Origin of the sequence: Streptomyces radiopugnans, assembly GCF_900110735.1 — a bacterium.
Classification (GTDB): Bacteria; Actinomycetota; Actinomycetes; order Streptomycetales; family Streptomycetaceae; genus Streptomyces; species Streptomyces radiopugnans.
Window position 1 is genome coordinate 48,551 of record NZ_FOET01000009.1, and the last position, 23,792, is coordinate 72,342.

The 23,792-nt window shown below is 69.8% G+C and carries 20 protein-coding genes; 16 read left to right on the forward strand and 4 right to left on the reverse strand.

All coding sequences use genetic code 11. The annotated features are described in order from the left end of the window. Window positions 1-92: 92 nt before the first annotated feature. Window positions 93-2,366 (reverse strand): hypothetical protein, encoded by a 2,274-nt coding sequence (locus tag BMY40_RS16985; RefSeq protein ID WP_093660444.1) that lies wholly within the window; start codon window positions 2,364-2,366, stop codon window positions 93-95. Then, window positions 2,363-2,788, reverse strand: coding sequence for a type VII secretion target (locus BMY40_RS16990; protein WP_093660446.1), 426 nt, complete (start codon window positions 2,786-2,788; stop codon window positions 2,363-2,365). The genes BMY40_RS16985 and BMY40_RS16990 overlap by 4 nt, the downstream gene beginning before the upstream one ends. 225 nt (window positions 2,789-3,013) lie before the next feature. On the opposite strand from BMY40_RS16990, the gene BMY40_RS16995 reads away from it, so the two are divergent. Together BMY40_RS16995 and BMY40_RS17000 are read left to right on the forward strand one after the other, a co-directional pair. Then, the gene (locus tag BMY40_RS16995; RefSeq protein ID WP_093660448.1) at window positions 3,014-3,706 is read left to right on the forward strand and encodes a demethylmenaquinone methyltransferase; all 693 of its coding nucleotides are present in this window, start codon (window positions 3,014-3,016) and stop codon (window positions 3,704-3,706) included. A gap of 192 nt (window positions 3,707-3,898) precedes the next feature. Next, the gene (locus BMY40_RS17000; RefSeq protein ID WP_177214040.1) at window positions 3,899-5,194 is read left to right on the forward strand and encodes a geranylgeranyl reductase family protein; all 1,296 of its coding nucleotides are present in this window, start codon (window positions 3,899-3,901) and stop codon (window positions 5,192-5,194) included. A gap of 132 nt (window positions 5,195-5,326) precedes the next feature. Here the strand turns inward: BMY40_RS17000 and BMY40_RS17005 are convergent, their stop codons facing one another. Beyond that, window positions 5,327-6,151, reverse strand: a complete 825-nt coding sequence (locus BMY40_RS17005) for a C40 family peptidase (RefSeq protein ID WP_093660452.1) — start codon at window positions 6,149-6,151, stop codon at window positions 5,327-5,329. Window positions 6,152-6,865: 714 nt separating this feature from the next. Between BMY40_RS17005 and BMY40_RS17010 the strand changes: the two genes are divergently transcribed. Genes BMY40_RS17010 through nuoN form a run of 14 tightly spaced genes read left to right on the forward strand, consistent with a single transcriptional unit; the run spans window position 6,866 to window position 23,051 of the window. Further along, window positions 6,866-7,225 carry an NADH-quinone oxidoreductase subunit A gene (locus BMY40_RS17010; RefSeq protein ID WP_093660454.1) on the forward strand — a complete coding sequence of 120 codons (360 nt, stop codon included), beginning with the start codon at window positions 6,866-6,868 and terminating at the stop codon, window positions 7,223-7,225. Between the two features lie 10 nt (window positions 7,226-7,235). Next, window positions 7,236-7,790, forward strand: a complete 555-nt coding sequence (locus tag BMY40_RS17015; protein ID WP_093660456.1) for a NuoB/complex I 20 kDa subunit family protein — start codon at window positions 7,236-7,238, stop codon at window positions 7,788-7,790. Then, window positions 7,787-8,512: an NADH-quinone oxidoreductase subunit C gene (locus tag BMY40_RS17020; protein WP_093660458.1), complete on the forward strand. Its 726-nt coding sequence runs from the start codon at window positions 7,787-7,789 to the stop codon at window positions 8,510-8,512. The genes BMY40_RS17015 and BMY40_RS17020 overlap by 4 nt, the downstream gene beginning before the upstream one ends. Continuing rightward, a complete protein-coding gene (locus tag BMY40_RS17025) occupies window positions 8,512-9,870 on the forward strand; it encodes an NADH-quinone oxidoreductase subunit D (RefSeq protein WP_093660460.1) in 1,359 nt (452 codons plus the stop codon). Before BMY40_RS17020 ends, BMY40_RS17025 begins: the two co-directional genes overlap by 1 nt. Before the next feature lie 17 nt (window positions 9,871-9,887). Next, complete coding sequence (gene nuoE, locus BMY40_RS17030) at window positions 9,888-10,724, forward strand: NADH-quinone oxidoreductase subunit NuoE (RefSeq protein ID WP_093660462.1); 837 nt, start codon at window positions 9,888-9,890, stop codon at window positions 10,722-10,724. Then, entirely contained in the window at window positions 10,724-12,064 is a 1,341-nt protein-coding gene (gene nuoF / locus BMY40_RS17035) for an NADH-quinone oxidoreductase subunit NuoF (protein ID WP_093660464.1), read from the forward strand. Before nuoE ends, nuoF begins: the two co-directional genes overlap by 1 nt. Further along, entirely contained in the window at window positions 12,061-14,595 is a 2,535-nt protein-coding gene (locus BMY40_RS17040; RefSeq protein ID WP_093660466.1) for an NADH-quinone oxidoreductase subunit G, read from the forward strand. The genes nuoF and BMY40_RS17040 overlap by 4 nt, the downstream gene beginning before the upstream one ends. After that, window positions 14,595-16,001 carry an NADH-quinone oxidoreductase subunit NuoH gene (nuoH, locus tag BMY40_RS17045; RefSeq protein WP_093660468.1) on the forward strand — a complete coding sequence of 469 codons (1,407 nt, stop codon included), beginning with the start codon at window positions 14,595-14,597 and terminating at the stop codon, window positions 15,999-16,001. Before BMY40_RS17040 ends, nuoH begins: the two co-directional genes overlap by 1 nt. Continuing rightward, window positions 15,994-16,620, forward strand: a complete 627-nt coding sequence (gene nuoI / locus BMY40_RS17050) for an NADH-quinone oxidoreductase subunit NuoI (protein WP_093660470.1) — start codon at window positions 15,994-15,996, stop codon at window positions 16,618-16,620. The genes nuoH and nuoI overlap by 8 nt, the downstream gene beginning before the upstream one ends. Then, window positions 16,617-17,564, forward strand: a complete 948-nt coding sequence (locus BMY40_RS17055) for an NADH-quinone oxidoreductase subunit J (RefSeq protein WP_177214041.1) — start codon at window positions 16,617-16,619, stop codon at window positions 17,562-17,564. The genes nuoI and BMY40_RS17055 overlap by 4 nt, the downstream gene beginning before the upstream one ends. After that, complete coding sequence (gene nuoK / locus BMY40_RS17060; RefSeq protein ID WP_093660472.1) at window positions 17,561-17,860, forward strand: NADH-quinone oxidoreductase subunit NuoK; 300 nt, start codon at window positions 17,561-17,563, stop codon at window positions 17,858-17,860. Before BMY40_RS17055 ends, nuoK begins: the two co-directional genes overlap by 4 nt. A gap of 13 nt (window positions 17,861-17,873) precedes the next feature. After that, window positions 17,874-19,820, forward strand: a complete 1,947-nt coding sequence (nuoL, locus tag BMY40_RS17065) for an NADH-quinone oxidoreductase subunit L (protein ID WP_093660474.1) — start codon at window positions 17,874-17,876, stop codon at window positions 19,818-19,820. 4 nt (window positions 19,821-19,824) lie between these two features. Then, window positions 19,825-21,420, forward strand: coding sequence for an NADH-quinone oxidoreductase subunit M (locus tag BMY40_RS17070; RefSeq protein ID WP_093660476.1), 1,596 nt, complete (start codon window positions 19,825-19,827; stop codon window positions 21,418-21,420). A 35-nt stretch (window positions 21,421-21,455) separates the two neighbouring features. Continuing rightward, entirely contained in the window at window positions 21,456-23,051 is a 1,596-nt protein-coding gene (gene nuoN / locus BMY40_RS17075; protein ID WP_093660719.1) for an NADH-quinone oxidoreductase subunit NuoN, read from the forward strand. Between the two features lie 109 nt (window positions 23,052-23,160). On the opposite strand, the gene BMY40_RS17080 is transcribed toward nuoN, so the two are convergent. After that, the gene (locus BMY40_RS17080; protein WP_143071786.1) at window positions 23,161-23,652 is read right to left on the reverse strand and encodes a hypothetical protein; all 492 of its coding nucleotides are present in this window, start codon (window positions 23,650-23,652) and stop codon (window positions 23,161-23,163) included. Window positions 23,653-23,792 lie beyond the last annotated feature (140 nt).

Consider the following 23,792-nt stretch of genomic DNA (forward strand, 5'->3'; position numbering starts at 1 on the left):
CGAAAAGATTGCTTACCTGCTGGAGTCTGGTCGAGCGCTTCCGTTTGGAGCCGTACTTGTCTGTGTCCCGACCCTTTCGCCGGCGACTCAGGCTACTGTCGAAACAGCGGTGTAATATCGTTGCGTCCGGTGTCGTATCTGTCCTCGAGGTTGATTTCCTGAAGCCAAGGGCTGTCTGGTGAAATCCCGTGAGCGCTTACGAAAGCGTCGAGCGGGTCCACGGATCGGGCCTTCCCTCGGTCATAGAATTCCATGACGTCTATCCTGTTTTCCTCCTCGAATTTATCCATCTTTTCTTTTAGCTGGCGATTCAGTGATACTTCGTATTGGGTTTCCGTGGCGCTCGCCACCCCTTCCACCACGGCGGGAACCGCGAAAGCTACCGCTGCAGAAGCAGTAGGACCGCCAAAGGGAAGGGTCAGAAGTCCGGCGCCCAATCCGATTCCCTGACTGACGGCAAATTTTTCCCACTCTGCAGCTTCGGTCAACTTGCGCTCTGCCTCTTCTTTGTTGTCCCCGTATGTATTCATGATTTCGAGGGTTCGCGCACCGTCAATCACTCCGTTGAACTTGGATCCTGCTTCTAGGATCAGCTTCGCCTCATCATTCGGTTCAGGCTGAACTCTCATCAGGGAGGCAACGTACTCCTGCTGAGCTGAAGCAAGTATTTCGTAGCCGCCTTCGTTTCCTCCGACAGAAGCCAGGAATTTTTCGGCCGTGCTGGCGTTTACGCTGAAATGGCCGTCCCCTTCTTTGTGGCGGAAAGCGGAGTTTCTTGCTTCTTCTGTGTAGTCCGCACCCCCGAAGTCAGAGACAGCCCAGTGCAGATCATCGATGTAGCCAGCCCCCATCTTTGCCAAGCTGTCCCCCACTCCGGGCCTGTCGGAAGCGAAACTCGCGTCTGTGCTGACGACTGCGACAACTTGGCTCATGATGTTCGCTGTCATGTCGTCGCGCTTCAGGCCGAGATCGGGACGATCGTATGGGACTCCGAGGGTCGCCGACTCCAGTGCGTGCCCAAATTCGTCGTACCCGTAACCTTTGTGGGCGTCTTCGCCTGCCGTCGGGTCTTGGAGCCAGTCACGTTCGCGCATCAGGTAGTCGAGGAACGGGCTGAGGTTGCTTTCGTGGTTTCCGTTTGCAGCCCAGGGTTCTGAGTTGAACATCGCCTTGGAAGCTTCCGGATTGTGACCGAGGGCCTCCAAGTAGCCAGCCATGGGATCATTGCCTTCGTCGGATCCAAAATTGAGACGGGCTTTGTGATCGTCGACGTACCAGAGACCTTCGAGATCGCCCTTGTGTTCCTTTTCGAAGTAGTAGAGCTCGTTGCCGTACTCTTTGAGGAATTCGGTTTCGTACTCACCATGGCGCATCAGGCTGCTCATGATGGAAAAACCGTAGGATCCCTGGCTCGGAAGGTTCGCCGCCGCGCCTGAGTGGGTGAATTGGATACGGTCGTCCCCGAGCCTGATCATCTCCCTCTTCCACTCCCGCATGGCGTCGCTCTCGGAGTGAGAGGCGGTGGCGAGTGTGTGGGACAGAGACTTCTGGATGTCCGCCAGGGTCTTCACCGCGTCCTTGTCGGAGTGGCGTCGCTGGTCGGCGATGCCTTGCCAGAGGCGCAGGGTTCCCTCGGGGCCGACCTTGGTCGCGTAACGCTCAGCGAAGTAGGGGTCGCCCTCATGTTTCCTGGCCAGGCGGTTGAACTGCTTGAGTTGCTCGTCGGTCATTTCTCTTCCGAGAGCAGTGAGCTTGACGAGGGTATCGGCGTCCTTTCGGGCTTCGCGGCGCCTCTGCTGAGCGTCCTTGACACTGTTGAACATGTCCGGGTGGAAGCCGGACGAGCGCCCGTTGGGATCCTGCGAGAGGGCCCAGTGCAGCGCTGTATCCGCCTCGGTGGCGTCAGCGAGCGCCGTCTTGATCTTTTCGTTGTAACCGCGGACCACATCCTCGTATGCCTGCTTGAGGACGGCGAGCCGGCCGGGCTCTTTTTTGTCATCCGGGTCTAGGTACACCAGGCCGCTGGAGGACATCTTCAGGTTCTTGTCCTCGGCAACCTCGTTGGTGACGTCATGGATGCGTTTCTGGGCGGAGCGGAAGTTCTCCAGCGCACTGTCGAGCAGGCGATGGATGTCTTTGGCTTCCTCCGAGGCGTTCTTGAACTGCCTCTCCACCTCGTCGAACTTCTTGAAGGCCGCTTCTGCGGCTTTCCCATCCCAGTCGGAGGTGCGCAGGGCCTTGGACACCCCGTTCCTGAAGGAGGTGGCGATGGTGTCGAACTGACCGGGCAGGTTCCGCCACTTGGTGACAGCCTCGGCCAGCGGGGCGAGATCGGCGTTCTTGACGGTGCTGTAACCGAGCGTCATTTCTTCCCCGTCTCATCCTCTTCGAGTTTCAGCCCGTCGATTACCTTGGCCCGGTCCTCGTCCTCGCGTTGGAAATCGTTCGCTGCCGTACGCAGTGGCTTCGCGACGCCGTCGCTCAGCAGACCTTGCAGGTACTTCATCTGCTCTTCCCAACGCTCTGCGAAGGTTGCGAAGGCCTCTGCGGACTTGAAACCGGTCAGCCCGGCCGCGACCTGCGCTGTCTCCCTCATCGTGGCGTCGTCCGCCTTGCCGAGGTTGCCCCGGACGGTGTCGGCCTTGCCCGCACGTTTGGTGAGCTCGCTCGGGGTGACGCGGAGCTTCTTCCCGCCGCCCCCACCGCTGTCCCCGTTGAGGCGGGTGCGGGCCGCTTGCTCGCGCGTGGCCTTGGCCACGAGTTGGGCCCACTCTTCGTCGAACGACACGATCCCCCCGTGGTGGCAGTCGGTACATCTACGGAGGCAGTGTGTAACGCACCCGTCGGTGGCATCGCAAAGGGCTTGGGCGTGGCCTGGCCGGATCGGCCGGATCCGAACGGTCGCGGCCCTCACGGTGGCCGGCAGGTTCGCGGTGGTGTCCGAAAGCTCTGTGCGCCCATGCGCCGGGGAGCCGGGGCGGGGGCAGGGGGGTGGGGCTGGGAGGATGGGCGTATGACGCGCGCATCCCTGGACAAGCAGCCCAACGAAGTCGCCGCGATGTTCGACAAGGTGGCGGCCCGGTACGACATCACCAACGACGTGCTGTCCCTCGGGCAGGCCCGGCTGTGGCGGCGCGAGGTCGCCCGCGCCGTGGACGCTCGGCCGGGGGAGCGGGTGCTGGACCTGGCGGCCGGGACGGGGACGTCGTCGGTGCCGTTCGCGACGGCCGGGGCGTACACCGTGCCGTGCGACTTCTCCCTCGGGATGCTGCGGGAGGGCAAGAAGCGCGAGCCGTGGATGCCGTTCACGGCCGGGGACGCGACCCGACTGCCGTTCGCCGACGAGGCGTTCGACGCCGTCACCATCTCCTTCGGGCTGCGCAACGTCCACGACACCGACACCGCGCTGCGCGAGATGCTGCGGGTGACCAAGTCCGGTGGCCGGGTCGTCATCTGCGAGTTCAGCCACCCCACCTGGGAGCCCTTCCGCAAGGTCTACACCGAGTACCTGATGCGGGCCCTGCCGCCCGTGGCGGAGGCCGTGTCCAGCAACCCGGACGCCTACGTCTACCTCGCCGAGTCCATCCGCGCCTGGCCCGACCAGCCCGGCCTGGCCCGCAGGCTCCAGGACGCGGGGTGGGAGAAGGTCGCCTGGCGCGATCTGACGGGCGGGATCGTCGCCCTGCACCGGGGGTTCGCCCCGTAGGACCGGGACCGCAACCGGGAGCGGGAAAGGGAACGGGAAAGGGGCGGGGCGCGCGGAACGATCGGCGGTGCGTGAGGGGGAGTTCGCGCGCACATCCCTTTCCCGGCGGGCCGGAGGCGCCCACATACACTGCACTCGTCCAGTGCCCGGCGCGACCGGCACGTTGAATACCGAGTCTTGCGGGAGTCCGTCGTGACCGAGTCCCCCTCGAAGGCAGCCTCCGAGCACAGCGCCGATGTGATCGTGGTCGGGGCCGGCCCCGCCGGGTCCACCACCGCCTACCACCTGGCCCGTTCCGGGCTCGACGTCCTGCTGCTGGAGAAGACGGCCTTCCCCAGGGAGAAGGTCTGCGGCGACGGGCTGACCCCGCGCGCGGTCAAGCAGCTCGTGGCGATGGGGATCGACGTCTCCGAGGAGGCGGGCTGGCTGCGCAACAAGGGCCTGCGGATCATCGCCGGCGGCACCCGGCTCCAGCTCGACTGGCCGGAGCTGGCGAGCTTCCCGGACTACGGACTGGTCCGCAGGCGCGACGACTTCGACGAGCAGCTGGCCCGGCAGGCCGAGAAGGCGGGGGCCCGGCTGTACGAGCGGTGCAACGTCGGTGCGCCGATCACCGACGGGCGCACGGGCCGGATCATCGGTGTGGAGGCGAAGCTGGGCGAGGAGAAGACGCCGGTCTCCTTCCGCGCCCCGCTGGTGGTCGCCGCGGACGGCAACTCCACGCGGCTGTCGCTGGCGATGGGTCTGCACCGGCGCGAGGACCGTCCGATGGGCGTGGCCGTGCGCACGTACTTCACCTCGCCGCGCCACGACGACGACTATCTGGAGTCCTGGCTGGAGCTGTGGGACCGGCGGGGGGCACAGGACCGGCTGCTGCCCGGCTACGGCTGGGTCTTCGGGATGGGCGACGGCACCTCCAACGTCGGTCTGGGCGTGCTCAACACCTCCTCGTCCTTCAAGGAGCTGGACTGGCGAGAGGTCCTCAAGGCGTGGTGCGCCTCGATGCCCGAGGAGTGGGGGTACACGCCCGAGAACATGACCGGCCCGATCCGCGGCGCGGCCCTGCCGATGGCCTTCAACCGGCAGCCGCACTACACGCGGGGGCTGCTGCTGGTCGGTGACGCGGGCGGCATGGTCAACCCGTTCAACGGCGAGGGCATCGCGTACGCCATGGAGTCCGGGCAGATCGCGGCCGACGTCATCGTCCAGGCCCACGCCCGGCGGAGCCCGGCGCAGCGCGAGCTGGTGCTGCGGCGCTACCCGAGGATCCTCAAGGACACCTACGGCGGCTACTACACGCTGGGCCGCGCCTTCGTGAAGCTGATCGGCAATCCCAAGGTCATGAGGCTGGCCGCCGAGCGCGGTCTGACCCACCCGGTGCTGATGCGCTTCACGCTGAAGCTGCTGGCGAACCTGACGGACCCGACGGGCGGCGACGCGATGGACCGGATCATCAACGGGCTGACGAAGGTCGCCCCGCGCGCGTAGCGCGCCGCCGCACGCGATCGTGCGTGCGGCGGCGCGCGGGAGAGTGCGCCGAGGAGCGCGCGAAGGGCCGTCCGGAAGACCGGACGGCCCTTCGCGCGCGGGGCGCCTGGCCGTACTCGGCGCCGGGTGGCGTCAGAGCACGCGCACCGCGCCCGTCGGCATGTCGTAGCTCATGTCGCGCTCGACGACGCCGGTGGAGGGGTTCTGGGCGCCGACGAAGCGGCCGTCACCGATGTAGACGGCGACGTGGTAGGCGCTGCCGGCGCTGCCCCAGTAGAGGATGTCGCCCGGCCGCACGCTGCTCAGGGGGACCTGGGTGCCCGCCGTGGACTGCGGCTGCGAGGTCCGCGGGAGGCTGATCCCGATCTGGCGGAAGGCGGCCTGGGTGAGGCTGGAGCAGTCGTAGGCGCTCGGGCCGGTGGCACCCAGGACGTACGCCTTGCCGACCTGCGCGCGCAGGAAGCCGACCAGGGTCGCCACGTTGCCGCTGCCGGCCGGTGCGGAGGCGGTGGGGGCGTCGGTCGCGGCGGGAGCGGTGGCGAGGGTGGTGCGCCGGGAGTCGCGCGCCGCGCGCTCCCGGGCGGCGCGCTCGCGCTCGGCCTCGGCGGCCTCCGCCGCCCTGCGCTCGGCCTCGGCCTTCTTCCTCTCGGCCAGTTCCCCGGCCCGCTTCATGGCCTGCTCGGCGGCCAGGGTCCGAGCGGCCTCGGCCTCGTACCGGGTCGCGACCGTCCGGTTGGCGTCGGCGGCCCGCAGGGCGCCGGTGGCCGCGTCGGGGACGATCACGGGCATCTCCGCGGTGTCGGCGGCCTTCTCCCGCTCCTCGGCGGAGGAGGGGGCGGCCGCGGCGGTCACCGCGAGGGTGCTGAGGACGCCACCGGCAACGCCCGTGCGCAGCAGGGGGTTCCTGCCGGCTCGACGGGGTTTCCGGTGGCTGGGTATGTGGGCGGTCTGGGACATGCCACCACGGCTATCAGCCGTGGGAGGTTCCGTTCAACAAAGGTGTGTTACGCCACACTCGGCGTGTACGCGCCCACTTTGGGCGGAGCGTGGTGCTCCGGAGGCCTCTCCCGGAAGTCGATCATTGCCCCGTTAAGAGGCCGTGACCATGACATTGTCCGATTGATCCACTTCGCTCCGCGCGCCTAGCACGGGTGGTCCTCCCCGCGCAAAGAAGGGCTCGCGCCGCGGGGTCCGGGCGTGGCGGAGGTCACAGATTGAGCACGGATTCACGATCTTGCCGCCCGGGCCCCCGGAGGGGTGTGGAGGCGGTGCCGGAGTCGCGCCCTCCGGTCTCGCCGGAGGTGCGTTCCGCGCCATTTACCAAGCCGGGGTGTCCAGGGCAAATTTGCCTGTAGTGGGCATCGTTTGATAGAGCACACCCCCTCCGACCAGCGAAGACGCGCCGGAATGTCACGTGTGGTGATCAGTCGGCCGCTTCACGTGCGAAGATCGCCGTCCATCCGGCTTCATGATCATTCGTCAGGTGGTGGAGATCACAAACTTGTTGCCCCACCCCGTGTCGCAGATCACAGAAGGACGGGCATAGGATGCAGTCGACTCGGGCTTGTGAACTGCCTCACATATACGCGATCTTCGTGAACGGAACACCGGTCCGAAAACGGCCCGCAACGGCCCGCCGGCAGCGTCGTCGACTGGAAGGAGCGAGGAGCGGTGAACGTCTACGCGCCCATCCTCGTACTGGGAGCGCTCGGGGCAGCCTTCGCTGTCTTCTCCGTGGTCATGGCCTCGATCGTCGGCCCCAAGCGCTACAACAGGGCCAAGCTCGAGGCGTACGAGTGCGGCATCGAGCCCACCCCGCAGGCAGCGGGAGGCGGGCGCTTCCCGATCAAGTACTACCTGACGGCGATGCTCTTCATCGTCTTCGACATCGAGATCGTCTTCCTCTACCCCTGGGCCGTCACCTTCGACGCCCTGGGGCTGTTCGGGCTCGTGGAGATGCTGCTCTTCGTGCTCACCGTCTTCGTCGCCTACGCCTACGTCTGGCGGCGCGGCGGCCTGGAATGGGACTAGGGGCGTACACATGGGTATCGAAGAGAAACTGCCGAGCGGCTTCCTGCTGACCACCGTCGAGCAGGCCGCGGGCTGGGTGCGCAAGTCGTCGGTCTTCCCGGCGACCTTCGGCCTGGCCTGCTGCGCCATCGAGATGATGACCACCGGCGCCGGCCGCTACGACCTCGCCCGCTTCGGGATGGAGGTCTTCCGCGGCTCGCCGAGGCAGGCGGACCTGATGATCGTGGCCGGCCGGGTCAGCCAGAAGATGGCGCCGGTCCTGCGGCAGGTCTACGACCAGATGCCGAACCCCAAGTGGGTCATCTCCATGGGCGTGTGCGCCTCCTCGGGCGGCATGTTCAACAACTACGCGATCGTGCAGGGCGTCGACCACATCGTGCCGGTCGACATCTACCTGCCCGGCTGCCCGCCGCGCCCCGAGATGCTGCTGGACGCGATCCTCAAGCTCCACCAGAAGATCCAGGGCGAGAAGCTCGGGGTCAACCGGGAGCAGGCCGCCCGCGAGGCGGAGGAGGCGGCGCTCAAGGCGCTTCCGACGATCGAGATGAAGGGGCTGCTCCGATGAGCGACGAGCAGAGCAACGGTGGCGGCGGCAACGGCGCCGTCCCCTCGCCGCGCGGTGAGACGGGCGAGGTGATCGACGTCCGCCGCGGCATGTTCGGCGCCAAGGAGGGCGGCGACACCTCCGGCTACGGCGGTCTGGTTCGCACCGTCCGGCTGCCGGGCGCGGCGAGCCGGCCGTACGGCGGCTGGTTCGACGAGGTGGCCGACGAACTGGAGGGCGCGCTCGAGGAGCAGGGCCTGGTGCCGGAGGAGGTGATCGAGAAGACGGTCGTGGACCGCGGCGAGATCACCTTCCACATCGCCCGCGACCACCTGCCGGTCACGGCCCGCGTCCTGCGCGACGACCCCGCGCTGCGCTTCGAGATGTGCACCGGCGTCAGCGGCGTCCACTTCCCCGGCGACTCCGGACGCGAACTGCACGCCGTCTACCACCTGCGCTCGATCACCCACAACCGGCTGATCCGGCTGGAGGTCAGCGTGCCCGACGGCGATCCGCACATCCCGTCGATCGTCTCGGTCTACCCGACCAACGACTGGCACGAGCGCGAGGCGTACGACTTCTTCGGCATCGTCTTCGACGGCCATCCCGCGCTCACGCGGATCATGATGCCCGACGACTGGCAGGGCTTCCCGCAGCGCAAGGACTACCCCCTCGGCGGCATCCCCGTCGAGTACAAGGGCGCCCAGATCCCGGCTCCCGACCAGCGGAGGTCGTACAGCTGATGAGCACCTCGCACGCAACCCCGCACGCGACGGACCCCACGGCGTCACAGGCGAGCGCCCGCGAGACCACCGAGGGCACCGTCTACACCGTCACCGGCGGCGACTGGGACGAGATCGCCACCGCCGCCGCCAGGGGCGACGACGAGAAGATCATCGTCAACATGGGCCCGCAGCACCCGTCCACGCACGGTGTGCTCCGGCTCATCCTGGAGATCGACGGCGAGACGGTCACCGAGGCCCGCTGCGGCATCGGCTACCTGCACACCGGCATCGAGAAGAACCTCGAGTACCGCAACTGGACGCAGGGCACGACCTTCGTGACGCGCATGGACTACCTCACGCCGTTCTTCAACGAGACGGCGTACTGCCTGGCGGTGGAGAAGCTGCTGGGCATCGAGGACCAGGTACCGGACCGCGCCAGCGTCATCCGCGTGATGATGATGGAGCTCAACCGGATCTCCTCCCACCTGGTGGCCATCGCCACCGGCGGCATGGAGCTGGGCGCCACCACGGTGATGATCTACGGCTTCCGGGACCGCGAACTGGTCCTGGACCTCTTCGAGCTCATCACCGGCCTGCGGATGAACCACGCCTACATCCGGCCCGGCGGCCTCGCCCAGGACCTGCCGGCCGGCGCGGTGGACCAGGTCCGCGAGTTCGTGAAGAAGATGCGCAGGAACCTGCCGGAGTACGACAAGCTCTGCACCGGGAACCCCGTCTTCAAGGCACGCCTGAAGGACGTCGGCTACCTGGACCTGGCCGGCTGCATGGCGCTCGGCGCCACCGGCCCCATCCTGCGGTCCACCGGACTCCCGCACGACCTGCGCAAGGCGCAGCCGTACTGCGGCTACGAGACCTACGACTTCGACGTCCCGACCGACACCACCTGCGACTCCTACGGCCGCTTCCTGATCCGGCTGGAGGAGATGCGCCAGTCGCTGCGGATCGTCGAGCAGTGCCTGGACCGGCTGGAGCCCGGCCCGGTGATGGTCGCCGACAAGAAGATCGCCTGGCCCGCGCAGCTCGCGCTCGGCCCCGACGGGCTCGGCAACTCGCTGGACCACATCAGGAACATCATGGGCACCTCGATGGAGGCCCTCATCCACCACTTCAAGCTGGTGACGGAAGGCTTCCGGGTGCCGCCGGGCCAGGCGTACGCAGCGGTGGAGTCCGCCAAGGGCGAGCTGGGCGTGCACGCGGTCAGCGACGGCGGCACCCGCCCGTTCCGGGTCCACTTCCGCGACCCGTCCTTCACCAACCTGCAGACCATGGCGGCGATGTGCGAGGGCGGCCAGGTCGCCGACGTCATCGTCGCCGTCGCGTCCATCGACCCCGTGATGGGAGGCGTCGACCGGTGACAGACGTATCGCTCGGGATGCCCCAGCTCCCCGCCCCCGACTACCCGGCCGACGTCCGCGCCCGGCTGGAGGCGGACGCGAAGGAGATCATCGCCCGCTACCCCGGCAGCCGCTCCGCACTGCTGCCGATGCTGCACCTGGTGCAGTCCGAGGAGGGGTACGTCACCCCCACCGGGCTGCGGTTCTGCGCCGAGATGCTCGACCTGACCACGGCCGAGGTCACGGCGGTGGCCACCTTCTACACCATGTACCGGCGCAAGCCCTCGGGCGACTACCAGGTGGGGGTGTGCACCAACACCCTGTGCGCGGTGATGGGCGGCGACGCCATCTTCGAGGCGCTCCAGGAGCACCTCGGCGTCGGCAACGACGAGACCACCGAAGACGGCAAGGTGACGCTGGAGCACATCGAGTGCAACGCGGCCTGCGACTTCGCGCCCGTGGTGATGGTCAACTGGGAGTTCTTCGACAACCAGACGCCCGAGAGCGCCAGGAAGCTGGTGGACGACCTGCGCGCCGGGCGCGAGGTGCGGCCCACCCGCGGCGCCCCGCTGTGCACCTTCAAGGAGACCGCCCGCATCCTCGCCGGGTTCCCCGACGAGCGGCCCGGCGCCGTCGAGGCGAGCGGCAGCGCGGGCCCGGCGTCGCTGGCCGGACTGAGGCTGGCCAAGGGCGAGAAGGGCGGGCCGAAGGTGGTCTCGCCGCGCGGCGGGGAGGCGCCCGCTTCGGCCGGGCAGCCCGTCACCGAGACCGGCGAGGCGCCCGACCCCCACCCCAGTTCCCACGACGCGCCGCGCAGGACGGCCGCCTCCGACCCCGACAACCCGGCCGGTCCGGTGGCGAAGGAGGGCAAGTGATGACCGCCGAATCAGCGGAGAAGCTGCTGGCCCCGGTGCTCTCGGCCTTCTGGGACGACCCGACGTCCTGGACGCTTCGGACCTACCGGGCGCACGAGGGCTACGAGGGCCTGCGCAAGGCCCTGGCGATGAAGCCGGACGACGTCATCGCCTACGTCAAGGAGTCCGGTCTGCGCGGCCGGGGCGGAGCGGGCTTCCCCACGGGCATGAAGTGGCAGTTCATCCCCCAGGGCGACGGCAAGCCGCACTACCTGGTGGTCAACGCCGACGAGTCCGAGCCGGGCACCTGCAAGGACATCCCCCTCCTCTTCGCCAACCCGCACTCGCTGATCGAGGGCATCGTGATCGCCTGCCACGCGATCCGCTCCAACCACGCCTTCATCTACCTGCGCGGCGAGGTCGTCCCCGTGCTGCGGCGTCTGCACGCCGCGGTGCGCGAGGCCTACGAGGCGGGCTACCTCGGCAAGGACGTACTCGGCTCGGGCCTGGACGTGGACATCACCGTGCACGCGGGCGCGGGCGCGTACATCTGCGGCGAGGAGACCGCCCTGCTGGACTCCCTGGAGGGCCGGCGCGGCCAGCCGAGGCTGCGTCCCCCCTTCCCGGCCGTCGCGGGCCTGTACGCGTGCCCCACCGTCGTCAACAACGTCGAGTCCATCGCCTCGGTTCCCGCGATCATGAACCGGGGCAAGGAGTGGTTCCGCACGATGGGCAGCGAGAAGTCCCCGGGCTTCACGCTGTACTCCCTCAGCGGCCACGTCGCCGGACCCGGCCAGTACGAGGCGCCGCTGGGCATCACCCTGCGCCAGCTGCTGGAGATGAGCGGCGGCATGCGCCCCGGCCACCGGCTGAAGTTCTGGACCCCGGGCGGCTCCTCGACCCCGCTGCTGACCGACGAGCACCTCGACGTCCCGCTGGACTACGAGGGCGTCGGCGCCGCCGGGTCGATGCTCGGCACCAAGGCGCTCCAGTGCTTCGACGAGACCACCTGCGTGGTCCGCGCGGTGACCCGCTGGACGGAGTTCTACGCCCACGAGTCCTGCGGCAAGTGCACCCCCTGCCGCGAGGGCACCTACTGGCTGGTCCAGCTCATGCGCGACATCGAGGCCGGCAAGGCGTCGATGTCCGACCTCGACAAGATCGCCGACATCGCCGACAACATCAACGGCAAGTCCTTCTGCGCCCTCGGCGACGGCGCCGCCAGCCCGATCTTCTCCTCCCTGAAGTACTTCCGCGAGGAGTACGAACAGCACGTCACCGGGCGGGGCTGCCCCTTCGACCCGGCCAAGTCGACCCTGTGGGCCGACGACAGGACCGCACACCTGGAGGTGAACGCGTGACCGTCACCACCGACGCCAAGGCCTCCGGAGGCGGAGAGGCCGAGCCGCCCAAGGCTCCCGAGGACGCGGTGACGCTGACGATCGACGGCATCGAGGTCAGCGTGCCCAAGGGCACCCTGGTCATCCGCGCCGCCGAACTGCTCGGCATCGAGATCCCGCGCTTCTGCGACCACCCCCTGCTGGACCCGGCCGGGGCCTGCCGCCAGTGCATCGTCGAGGTCGAGGGCCAGCGCAAGCCCATGGCCTCCTGCACGATCACCTGCACCGACGGCATGGCCGTCAGGACGCACCTGACCTCCCCGGTGGCCGAGAAGGCGCAGCGCGGCGTGATGGAGCTGCTGCTCATCAACCACCCGCTGGACTGCCCGGTCTGCGACAAGGGCGGCGAGTGCCCGCTGCAGAACCAGGCCATGTCCCACGGGCAGGCCGACAGCCGCTTCGAGGGCCGCAAGCGCACCTTCGCCAAGCCCGTTCCGCTGTCGACCCAGGTGCTGCTGGACCGCGAGCGCTGCGTGCTGTGCGCACGCTGCACCCGCTTCTCCAACCAGATCGCGGGCGACCCGATGATCGAGCTGCTGGAACGCGGCGCCCTGCAGCAGGTCGGCACCGGAGAGGGACCGCCCTTCGAGTCCTACTTCTCCGGCAACACCATCCAGATCTGCCCGGTCGGCGCGCTCACCTCGGCCGCCTACCGGTTCCGCTCCCGCCCCTTCGACCTGATCTCCTCGCCGAGCGTGTGCGAGCACTGCTCCACGGGCTGTGCCACCCGCACCGACCACCGGCGCGGCAAGGTCATGCGGCGGCTGGCCGCCGACGACCCGGAGGTCAACGAGGAGTGGATCTGCGACAAGGGCCGCTTCGCCTTCCGCTACGCCCAGCAGCGCGACCGGCTCACCCACCCGCTGCTGCGCAACGCCGACACCGGTGAGCTGGAGCCCGCGAGCTGGCCCGAGGCGCTGGACGCCGCGGCCAGGGGGCTGGCCGCGGCCCGCGGCCGCACCGGCGTGCTCACCGGCGGACGGCTGACGACCGAGGACGCCTACGCCTACGCCAAGTTCGCCCGGGTCGCCCTCGACACCAACGACATCGACTTCCGCGCCCGCGTCCACAGCACCGAGGAGGCCGACTTCCTCGCCTCCCACGTCGCCGGACGCGGACTGGACGCCGACGGGAGCGGCGTCACCCACTCCGCGCTGGAGAAGGCCCCGGCCGTGCTGCTGGTCGGCTTCGAGGCCGAGGAGGAGGCCCCCGGCGTCTTCCTGCGGCTGCGCAAGGCCCACCGCAAGCACGGACAGCGCGTCTTCTCGCTGGCCACCCACGCCACCCGGGGCCTGAGGAAGGCGGGCGGCACGCTGCTGCCGGCCGCGCCCCACACCGAGACCGAGTGGCTGGACGCGCTGGCCGGCGGCGTCGGGCTCGACGAGACCGGGCAGAAGGCCGCCGAGGCGCTGCGCGCCGAGGGATCGGTGATCATCGCCGGAGAGCGGCTGGCCGCCGTGCCCGGCGGGTTCACCGCCGCCCTGCGGACGGCCACCGCCACCGGCGCCCGCCTGGTGTGGATCCCGCGCCGGGCCGGCGAGCGGGGCGCGGTCGAGGCCGGAGCGCTCCCGACGCTGCTGCCCGGCGGACGCCCCGCCACCGACCCGAGCGCCCGCGCGGAGACGGCCGCCGTCTGGGGCGTGGCCGCCCTGCCGACCCGCTTCGGCCGCGACACCGGCCGGATCGTCGAGGCCGCCGCGAACGGCGAGCTCGCGGCCCTGCTGGTCGGAGGCGTGGAGGTCGCCGACCTGCCCGACCCGGCGCTGGCCCGCAGGGCACTGGACGAGGTCGGCTTCGTCGTCAGCCTGGAGCAGCGGCCCTCGGAGGTCACCGAGCGGGCCGACGTGGTCCTGCCCGTCGCCGCGGTCGTGGAGAAGGCGGGCTCCTTCCTCAACTGGGAGGGCCGCTCGCGGCCGTTCGAGGCCGCCATCAAGCCCGACCAGATGACCCGCCGGCTCGTCCAGTCCGACCACCGCGTGCTGCACATGCTCGCCGACGCCCTCGACGTCCACCTCGGGCTGCCGGACGTACGCACCGTCCGCGCCGAGATGCGGCGCCTGGGCGTCTGGGACGGTCCCCGCGCCGACGCGCCGGAGGCCGGCGTCCGGCAGGTCCCGCGGCCCACCGCGGGCGAGGCCGTGCTCGCCGGCCACCGGCTGCTGCTCGACCGGGGCCGACTCCAGGACGGCGACGAGGCGCTCGCAGGCACCCGGCACGCCGCCGTCGCCCGGCTGTCGGCCGCCACGGCCGCCGAGGTCGGGGTCGCGGGCGGCCAGGCGCTGACCGTCACCGGCCCGGCCGGGACGGTCACCCTGCCGCTGGAGGTCACCGAGATGCCCGACCGCGTGGTCTGGCTGCCGCTGAACTCCACGGGAGCCGGCGTCCTGGACGACCTGGGCACCGTGCCCGGCCGGCTCGTGAAGCTGTCGGCGGCCCCCGCGACCGCCCCGGCCGCGGCGGGCCCGGAGGAGACGAAGGGGGTGGAGGCGTGATGAGCCCGTCCGTCCTGGCCACCGGGGCGACGGTCCTCGCCGAGGAGGACCTGTCGATGTTCGGCACCGATCCCTGGTGGCTGATCGGCCTCAAGGCGGTGTTCTGCTTCGCGTTCCTGATGGTGACCGTGCTGATCTCCATCGTGATGGAGCGCAAGGTCGTCGCCTGGATGCAGCTGCGCATCGGCCCCAACCGGCACGGCCCCTGGGGGATGCTCCAGTCGCTGGCCGACGGCGTCAAGCTGATGCTGAAGGAGGACGTCAACGTCAAGGCGGCCGACAAGGCCGTCTACATCCTGGCCCCCATCATCGGCGCGATCCCCGCCTTCATGGCCATCGCGGTGATCCCCTTCGGCCCGCCCGGCAACGAGGTGTCGATCTTCGGCACCCGCACCGCGATGCAGCTCACCGACCTGCCGGTGGCGATCCTGTACATCCTGGCCACCGCCTCCATCGCCGCCTACGGCACGGTGCTGGCCGGCTGGTCGTCGGGCTCCACCTACCCGCTGCTGGGCGGTGTGCGCGCCACGGCCCAGGTGATCTCCTACGAGGTCGCCATGGGCCTGAGCTTCGCGGCGGTCTTCCTCTACTCCGGCTCGATGTCCACCTCGACGATCGTCGGTGCGCAGGCCGACACCTGGTTCGCGCTGCTGCTGCCGGTGTCGTTCCTCATCTACATGGTGGCGATGGTCGGCGAGGCGCACCGCGCGCCCTTCGACATGCCCGAGTCCGAGGGCGACCTGGTCGGCGGTTTCAACACCGAGTACTCGTCGATCAAGTTCGCGTTCTTCATGCTCGCCGAGTACGTCCACATGGTCACCGTCTCGGCCCTGGCGGTCACCCTCTTCCTGGGCGGCTGGCGCGCCCCGGCGCCCATCAGCACCTACTGGGAGGGCGCCAACCACGGCTGGTGGCCGCTGCTGTGGTTCGTCGTCAAGGTGAACCTGCTGCTGTTCCTCTTCGTCTGGCTGCGCGGCACGCTCCCGCGCGTGCGCTACGACCAGTTCATGAGGCTGGGCTGGAAGGTCCTCATCCCCGTCTCGCTGGCCTGGCTGATGCTGGTGGCCACCGTGCGGGCGCTGCGCAACGAGGGCTACGAGTTCGGCGACATCGTGCTCTGGGTCGCCGGCGCGGCGCTGGTGCTGCTCCTGCTGTCCTTCGTCTACGACGCCGTCCGCGAACGCGGCGAGCGCGCAGGGGAGAAGGAGGAGGCCGGGAAGGCGGCCGGACCCGAGACCTTCGACCCGATGGCGGGCGGCTACCCCGTACCGCCGCTGCCGGGACAGACCCTGCCGCCCGTACCGCGTCGGCGGCCGCGCCGCGAGCGGGAGACCGCGGGCGTGGGGGCCGGGGCGGACGGCGAGTCCAGCGAGACCGGCAAGGCCAGGGAGGCCGACGATGCCTGAGTTCGAGAACCCGGTGGCCGGCTTCGGCGTGACCTTCAAGGCCATGTTCAAGAAGCGGCTCACCGAGCAGTACCCCGAGGAGAAGAAGCCCACCGCGCCGCGCTTCCACGGCCGGCACCAGCTCAACCGGCACCCGGACGGGCTGGAGAAGTGCGTCGGCTGCGAGCTGTGCGCCTGGGCCTGCCCGGCCGACGCGATCTACGTGGAGGGCGCGGACAACACCGACGAGGAGCGCTACTCGCCCGGTGAGCGATACGGGCGCGTCTACCAGATCAACTACCTGCGCTGCATCCTGTGCGGCCTGTGCGTCGAGGCGTGCCCGACCCGGGCGCTGACCATGACCAACGAGTACGAACTGGCCGACCGGACCCGCGAGTCGCTCATCTACACCAAGGAGGAGCTGCTCGCCGGGCTGGAGGAGGGCATGGTCGACACCCCGCACGCGATCTTCCCGGGCATGACCGAGAAGGACTACTACCGGGGGCTGGTCACCGAGGCCGCTCCGGGGACGGTCCGGCAGGAGGCCCACTCCGAGAACCCCAAGAACGAGCCTCCGCAGGCCGCCGCCGACACCTTCGGCCCCGACGAGCCGGCCTCCGAGGCGGTGAGCGAGAAGTGAACGGCACCCTGCTGGCCGCATCCACCACCTCCACCGGCGAGGCGGTGCAGTTCTGGATCCTGGGCACCGTCGCGGTGCTGGGCGCACTCGGGACCGTGCTGATGAAGCGGTCGGTGCACTCGGCGCTCTGCCTGGCCGGGACGATGATCGTCCTGGCCGTGTTCTACCTGGCCAACGGCGCCTACTTCCTGGGCATCGTGCAGATCGTCGTCTACACCGGCGCGGTCATGATGCTCTTCCTGTTCGTGCTGATGCTCGTTGGTGTCACCGCCGCCGACTCGCTGAAGGAGACGATCAAGGGCCAGCGCTGGATGGCGGCCCTGTGCGGACTCGGCTTCGGCATCCTGCTGGTCGGCGGCATCGGCAACGCCTCCGTCGGCACCTTCACCGGCCTGGCCGAGGCCAACGCGGGCGGCAACGTCCAGGGCCTGGCCCGGTCGATCTTCACCGACTACGTGTTCGCCTTCGAGATCACCGGCGCGCTCCTGGTCACCGCGGCCGTCGCCGCCATGGTGCTCACCCACCGCGAGCGCACCGAGCGCCGCGACACCCAGCGCGAACTGGCCGAGAAGCGGGTCCGCGAGGGCAAGCACCTTCCGCCGCTGCCCGCGCCCGGCGTGTACGCCCGGCACAACGCCGTGGACATCCCCGGCCTGCTGCCGGACGGCACTCCCTCCGAACTCACCGTCAGCGACACGCTGCGCTCCCGCGGCCAGGTCCGGGACGTCTCCCGCAAGGCCCTGGCCGACCTGGCGGCGCTGGAGCGGCGCACCGGGGAGTACCTGGGCCGGGGCGAGAGCACCGCCCGCGGCGGCCCGGGCGGAGGCGGCGGCCGGGAGGTGCGCGACGCGGCGGACGTACGCAAGGACGTCTCGGACGACTCCCCGGCCGTGGACCGGGACGGGGACCGCGACGGAGACCGTGACAGGGAGGCCGCCAAGTGAACCCGGTCAACTACCTCTATCTGGCCGCGCTGCTGTTCACCATCGGGGCCAGCGGGGTACTGCTGCGGCGCAACGCGATCGTCGTGTTCATGAGCGTCGAGCTGATGCTGAACGCGGCCAACCTCGCGCTCGTCGCCTTCTCCCGGCTGCACGGCAACCTCGACGGCCAGATCATCGCGTTCTTCACGATGGTCGTCGCCGCCGCCGAGGTCGTGGTCGGACTGGCGATCATCGTGACGATCTTCCGCTCCCGCCACTCGGCCTCGGTCGACGACGCCAGTCTGATGAAGCTGTAAGGGGTAGCGAACAGTGGAGACTTTGATCGGACTGCTCGTCGCGGCGCCACTGCTCGGCGCGGCGGTGCTGCTGTGCGGCGGCCGGAGGCTGGACCGCACCGGCCACTGGATCGGCACGGCGCTGGCCGCCGCGTCCTTCGTCCTCGGCGCGGTGCTCTTCGCCGACATGCTCGGCCGCGAGGCCGAGGACCGCACCCTGAGCCAGCACGTCTTCAGCTGGATCCCGGTCGGCGGCTTCCAGGCCGACGTCGCCTTCCGGCTCGACCAGTTGTCGATGACCTTCGTCCTGCTGATCACCGGCGTGGGCACGCTCATCCACGTCTACTCGATCGGCTACATGGAGCACGACGAGCGGCGGCGCCGCTTCTTCGGCTACCTCAACCTGTTCCTCGCGGCGATGCTCCTGCTCGTCCTCGCCGACAACTACCTGCTGCTGTACGCCGGCTGGGAGGGCGTGGGCCTCGCCTCGTACCTGCTGATCGGCTTCTGGCAGCACAAGCCCAGCGCGGCGACGGCGGCGAAGAAGGCGTTCATCGTCAACCGCGTCGGCGACATCGGCCTGTCCATCGCCATCATGATCATGTTCACCACGTTCGGCACCTTCGCCTTCTCCCCGGTGCTTGAGTCGGTGGGCGAGACGAGCGAGGGCACGGCGACGGCCATCGGGCTGATGCTGCTGCTGGCGGCCTGCGGCAAGTCCGCCCAGGTGCCGCTCCAGTCCTGGCTGGGCGACGCGATGGAGGGCCCGACCCCGGTCTCCGCCCTCATCCACGCCGCGACGATGGTCACCGCCGGCGTCTACCTGATCGTCCGCTCCGGCGCGATCTTCGACGCCGCACCCGCCGCGCAGACCGCGGTGGTCACCGTCGGCGCGGTCACGCTGCTGTTCGGTGCGATCGTCGGTTGCGCCAAGGACGACATCAAGAAGGCCCTGGCGGGCTCGACGATGTCGCAGATCGGCTACATGGTGCTGGCCGCGGGCCTCGGACCGATCGGCTACGCCTTCGCGATCATGCACCTGGTCACCCACGGCTTCTTCAAGGCCGGGCTCTTCCTCGGCGCCGGCTCGGTGATGCACGGCATGAACGACGAGGTGGACATGCGCCGCTACGGCGGTCTGCGCAAGTACATGCCGATCACCTTCGCCACCTTCGGGCTCGGCTATCTGGCGATCATCGGCTTCCCCGGCCTGTCCGGCTTCTTCTCCAAGGACAAGATCATCGAGGCGGCCTTCGCCAAGGGCGGCACCGAGGGCTGGATCCTGGGCGGCGCGGCCCTGCTGGGCGCGGCCATCACCGCGTTCTACATGACGCGCGTGATGCTGATGACGTTCTTCGGCGAGGAGCGATGGCGCAACGCCCCCACCCCCTCGCCGAAGGAGCCGAGCGTGGAGCCGGCCGCCGAGACCAGGGGCGAGTACGAGGTGCCGCACCCGCACGAGTCCCCGAGGTCCATGACGATCCCGATGATCGTCCTGGCCTTCGGATCGGTCTTCGCCGGCGGTCTGTTCAGCTGGGGCGAGGCGTTCGTCCACTGGCTGGAGCCGGTCGTCCCCTTCGAGCACGGCCACCCGCCGGTCAGCGCGCTCACCGTCACCTCGGCCACGGTCGTCGCCCTGCTCATCGGTGTCGGCGCCGCCTGGCTGCAGTACGGGCGCAAGCCCGTGCCCGCCGTGGCCCCGCGCGGCTCGCTGCTCACCCGGGCCGCCCGCCGCGACCTGCTCCAGGACGACTTCAACCACGTGGTACTGGTCAAGCCCGGCGAGTACCTCACCCGCGGACTGGTCTACCTCGACCACAAGGTCGTCGACGGCGCCGTCAACGGCACCGCCGCGGCGGTCGGCGGCCTGTCCGGCCGGTCGCGGCGGATCCAGAACGGTTACGCCCGCAGTTACGCGGTCTCGATGTTCGGCGGAGCGGCGATCCTGGTCGCCGCGACCCTGCTGATGAGGGCGGTCTGATCCCATGTCATTTCCCCTGCTGACGGCGGTGGCCGCGCTGCCCGCGATCGGCGCGGTCGCCACCGCCGCCGTACCCGCCGCCCGGCGCACCGCCGCCAAGTGGCTGGCGCTGGCCGTCTCCCTGGCCACCCTGGTCCTCGCCGCGGTCGTGGCCTTCCGCTTCGACCCCGGCGGCGACCGCTACCAGCTCACCGAGTCCCACGCGTGGATCGCCGACTTCGGCGTCCGCTACGAACTGGGCGTGGACGGCATCGGGGTCGCCCTGATCGCCCTGACCGCCCTGCTCGTGCCGTTCGTCGTCCTGGCGGGCTGGCACGACGCCGATCCCCTCGAAGGCCGGACGCCCGACCGGCGCTGGCGGCCCACCCAGGGCTTCTTCGCGCTGATCCTGGCCGTCGAGGCGATGGTGATCATCTCCTTCGCGGCCACGGACGTCTTCCTCTTCTACGTCTTCTTCGAGGCCATGCTCATCCCGATGTACTTCCTCATCGGAGGCTTCGGGGACCGGGCGGGCGCCCGCGACGAGGACGAGGCGGCCAAGCAGCGCTCCTACGCCGCCGTGAAGTTCCTGCTCTACAACCTCGCCGGCGGCCTGATCATGCTGGCCGCGGTCATCGGCCTGTACGCCGTCACCGCCGACCAGCTGGGCGAGGGCACCTTCTCCCTCCAGGCGATCGTCGAGGCCCGCCAGTCCGGCGAGCTGGCGATGGCGCAGAACACCGAGCGGCTGCTGTTCCTCGGCTTCTTCCTCGCCTTCGCGGTGAAGGCGCCGCTGTGGCCGCTGCACACCTGGCTGCCCAACGCCATGGGCGAGTCCACCGCGCCGGTCGCGGTCCTCATCACCGCCGTCGTGGACAAGGTCGGCACCTTCGCGATGCTCCGCTTCTGCCTCGGGCTCTTCCCCGAGGCCAGCGCCTGGGCCACCCCGGTGGTGCTGGTGCTGGCGCTGGTCAGCATCATCTACGGCGCCCTGCTCGCCATCGGGCAGCGCGACATCAAGCGGCTGATCGCCTACGCGTCGATCTCCCACTTCGGCTTCATCATCCTGGGCATCTTCGCGATGACCAGCCAGGGCCAGGGTGGCGCGACGCTCTACATGGTCAACCACGGGATCTCCACCGCGGCCCTGATGCTGGTCGCCGGCTTCCTGATCTCGCGCCGCGGCTCCCGGCTCATCGCCGACTACGGCGGGGTGCAGAAGGTCGCCCCGGTGCTGGCCGGCACCTTCCTGATCGGCGGGCTCGCCACCCTGTCGCTGCCGGGGCTCGCGCCGTTCGTCAGCGAGTTCCTGGTGCTGGTGGGCACGTTCACCCGCTACCCGGCCGCCGGGATCGTCGCCACGTTCGGCATCGTCCTGGCCGCGCTGTACGTGCTGGTGCTCTACCAGCGCACCATGACCGGACCGGTCAGGCCCGAGGTCGAGCGCATGCCCGACCTGAGGAAGCGCGAACTGGCGGTGGTGGCACCGCTGATCGTCCTGCTGGTCTTCCTCGGCGTCTTCCCCAAGCCGCTGACGGACATCGTCAACCCGGCGGTCGAGCACACCCTCTCGGACGTGCAGAAGACCGACCCCGATCCTGAGGTGGAGGCCGCCAAGTGAGCACCACCACGGAACTCACCCTGCGGGCGCAGGAGATGGTCCCCGCGCCCGACATCGAGTACGGGCAGCTCGCCCCGGTGCTGATCGTCATCGGCGCCGCCGTCGTCGGCGTCCTGTTCGAGGCCTTCCTGCCGCGCCGGGCGCGGTACGCCGCCCAGGCGCTGCTGGCGGGCCTGGCCCTGGCGTCGGCCTTCGCGGCCGTCGTCGGGCTGGCCGCCACCGGGAGGGCCACCACCGAGGCGGGGCTGGTCGCCATGGGCGCCCTCGCCGTCGACGGGCCGGCACTCTTCCTGCAGGGCGTGATCCTGCTGGTCTCGCTGGTCGCGGTGCTCACCTTCGCCGAGCGCAGGCTCGACCCGCGGGCGCACGGCAGGCACGTGGACTCCTTCGCCGCCGAGGGCGCGGCCGTGCCCGGCGGCGAGGGCGAGAAGGCGGCGGTGCGGGCCGGGTTCACCACCACCGAGGTATACCCGCTGCTGCTCTTCGCGGTCGGCGGCATGCTCGTCTTCCCGGCCGCCAACGACCTGCTGACGCTCTTCATCGCGCTGGAGGTCTTCTCGCTGCCGCTGTACGTGCTGTGCGCGCTGGCCCGCCGCAAGCGGCTGATGTCGCAGGAGGCCGCGCTCAAGTACTTCCTGCTGGGCGCCTTCTCCTCCGCCTTCCTGCTCTTCGGCATCGCCCTGATGTACGGCTACGCGGGCAGTGTGAAGTACGCGGAGATCGCCTCGGTCGTCGCGGACACCAACCGCGGCACGACCGAGGCGCTCGCCGGGACGACGGGCAACGACGTACTGCTGCTCGTCGGCGGCGCACTGCTGGTGATGGGCCTGCTGTTCAAGGTCGGCGCCGTGCCGTTCCACATGTGGACGCCGGACGTCTACCAGGGCGCCCCGACCCCCGTGACCGGCTTCATGGCCGCCGCCACCAAGGTCGCCGCCTTCGGCGCCCTGCTGCGGCTGCTGTACGTCGTGCTGCCGGGGCTCACCTGGGACTGGCGGCCGGTGATGTGGGGCGTCGCGATCGTGTCGATGCTGGTCGGCGCGGTCATCGCCATCACCCAGACCGACGTCAAGCGGCTGCTGGCGTACTCCTCGATCGCGCACGCGGGCTTCATCCTCGCCGGTGTGATCGCGGCGACGCCCTCCGGCATCTCGTCGGTGCTGTTCTACCTGGCGGCCTACTCCTTCGTCACGCTCGGCGCCTTCGCCGTGGTGACGCTGGTGCGGGACGCGGGCGGCGAGGCCACGCACCTGTCCAAGTGGGCGGGGCTGGGGCGCCGTTCACCGCTGGTGGCGGCGGTCTTCGCGATCTTCCTGCTGGCCTTCGCGGGCATTCCGATGACCTCCGGGTTCGCGGGCAAGTTCGCGGTGTTCAAGGCGGCGGCGGAGGGCGGCGCGGGGGCGCTGGTGGTCGTGGGTGTGATCGCCTCGGCCATCGCGGCGTTCTTCTACATCCGCGTCATCGTCCTGATGTTCTTCAGCGAGCCGAAGGTGGAGGGGCCGTCGGTCGCGGTGCCGAGCCCGCTGACCACCACGGCGATCGCCGTCGGCGTGGCGGTCACCCTGGTGCTTGGCGTGGCCCCGCAGTACTTCCTGGACCTCGCCTCCCAGGCGGGGGTGTTCGTCCGCTGAGGACGCGCGCACGTACGACGGCCGCCCGGCATCCGTGCCGGGCGGCCGTCGTACGTGCGCCGGGGGCGCCCCGCTGCGGGCCCCGCGGAGCCGTGCTCCGCAGGCGGGCTCACTCCGTGGGGAGCTTCAGGTCGCTGGGCAGGTCGCCGATCTCGGGGATCTCGGTGGAGACCTCGGGGACCTCGACCTTGGTGAAGGTGTCGGTGGTGCCCGACTCCCAGGCGACGGTGAGGCTCTCGCCCTTCAAGCTCTTGACCGTCCCCTTGGTGCGGTCGGTGCTGCCGTCGGTGCACTTGAGGGCGAAGGTGACCGGATCGGCGTCGGTGTCCGCCGTGCCCGTGCAGGTGGTCTCGCCCAGCAGCGCCGCCTGGTCGCCGCTGACGCTCAGCACCATCGCCTTGCCACCGCCCTCGGCGCTCCAGGTGCCGTTCACCCCGCCGGTCGCCGCCTCGTCACCGGGGTCGCCGGTGGGCTCGGCGGTCTGCTCGGAGCTCGGCTTCGGCTCGGTCTCCCCGGAGCCGCCGTCGCTTCCGCAGCCGCTCACCAGCAGGGCTGCGGCCAGGACGGCGGCCGCTCCCGCGTACCGTGCTGACGTGCGCACGTGGTCCCCCTCCATGCGTGTTCACTGCGTATTGCAAGGACAGGCCAAGCTAGCAGGTGGGGCCGGCGGGCGCGCCGGTCCGGAACGGATCCCGGACCGGCTCGTGGACCTCCGGCGGCGGCCGGTCCGGTCACCGCGCC

What these genes read in the sequence shown, in the direction of transcription:
- BMY40_RS16985 (WP_093660444.1), bottom strand. Translation starts at nt 2,366, where the DNA reads ATGACGCTCGGTTACAGCACCGTCAAGAACGCCGATCTCGCCCCGCTG.
- BMY40_RS16995 (WP_093660448.1), top strand. Translation starts at nt 3,014, where the DNA reads ATGACGCGCGCATCCCTGGACAAGCAGCCCAACGAAGTCGCCGCGATG.
- BMY40_RS17005 (WP_093660452.1), bottom strand. Translation starts at nt 6,151, where the DNA reads ATGTCCCAGACCGCCCACATACCCAGCCACCGGAAACCCCGTCGAGCC.
- BMY40_RS17015 (WP_093660456.1), top strand. Translation starts at nt 7,236, where the DNA reads ATGGGTATCGAAGAGAAACTGCCGAGCGGCTTCCTGCTGACCACCGTC.
- BMY40_RS17020 (WP_093660458.1), top strand. Translation starts at nt 7,787, where the DNA reads ATGAGCGACGAGCAGAGCAACGGTGGCGGCGGCAACGGCGCCGTCCCC.
- BMY40_RS17025 (WP_093660460.1), top strand. Translation starts at nt 8,512, where the DNA reads ATGAGCACCTCGCACGCAACCCCGCACGCGACGGACCCCACGGCGTCA.
- nuoE (WP_093660462.1), top strand. Translation starts at nt 9,888, where the DNA reads ATGCCCCAGCTCCCCGCCCCCGACTACCCGGCCGACGTCCGCGCCCGG.
- nuoF (WP_093660464.1), top strand. Translation starts at nt 10,724, where the DNA reads ATGACCGCCGAATCAGCGGAGAAGCTGCTGGCCCCGGTGCTCTCGGCC.
- nuoH (WP_093660468.1), top strand. Translation starts at nt 14,595, where the DNA reads ATGAGCCCGTCCGTCCTGGCCACCGGGGCGACGGTCCTCGCCGAGGAG.
- nuoI (WP_093660470.1), top strand. Translation starts at nt 15,994, where the DNA reads ATGCCTGAGTTCGAGAACCCGGTGGCCGGCTTCGGCGTGACCTTCAAG.
- BMY40_RS17070 (WP_093660476.1), top strand. Translation starts at nt 19,825, where the DNA reads ATGTCATTTCCCCTGCTGACGGCGGTGGCCGCGCTGCCCGCGATCGGC.
- nuoN (WP_093660719.1), top strand. Translation starts at nt 21,456, where the DNA reads ATGGTCCCCGCGCCCGACATCGAGTACGGGCAGCTCGCCCCGGTGCTG.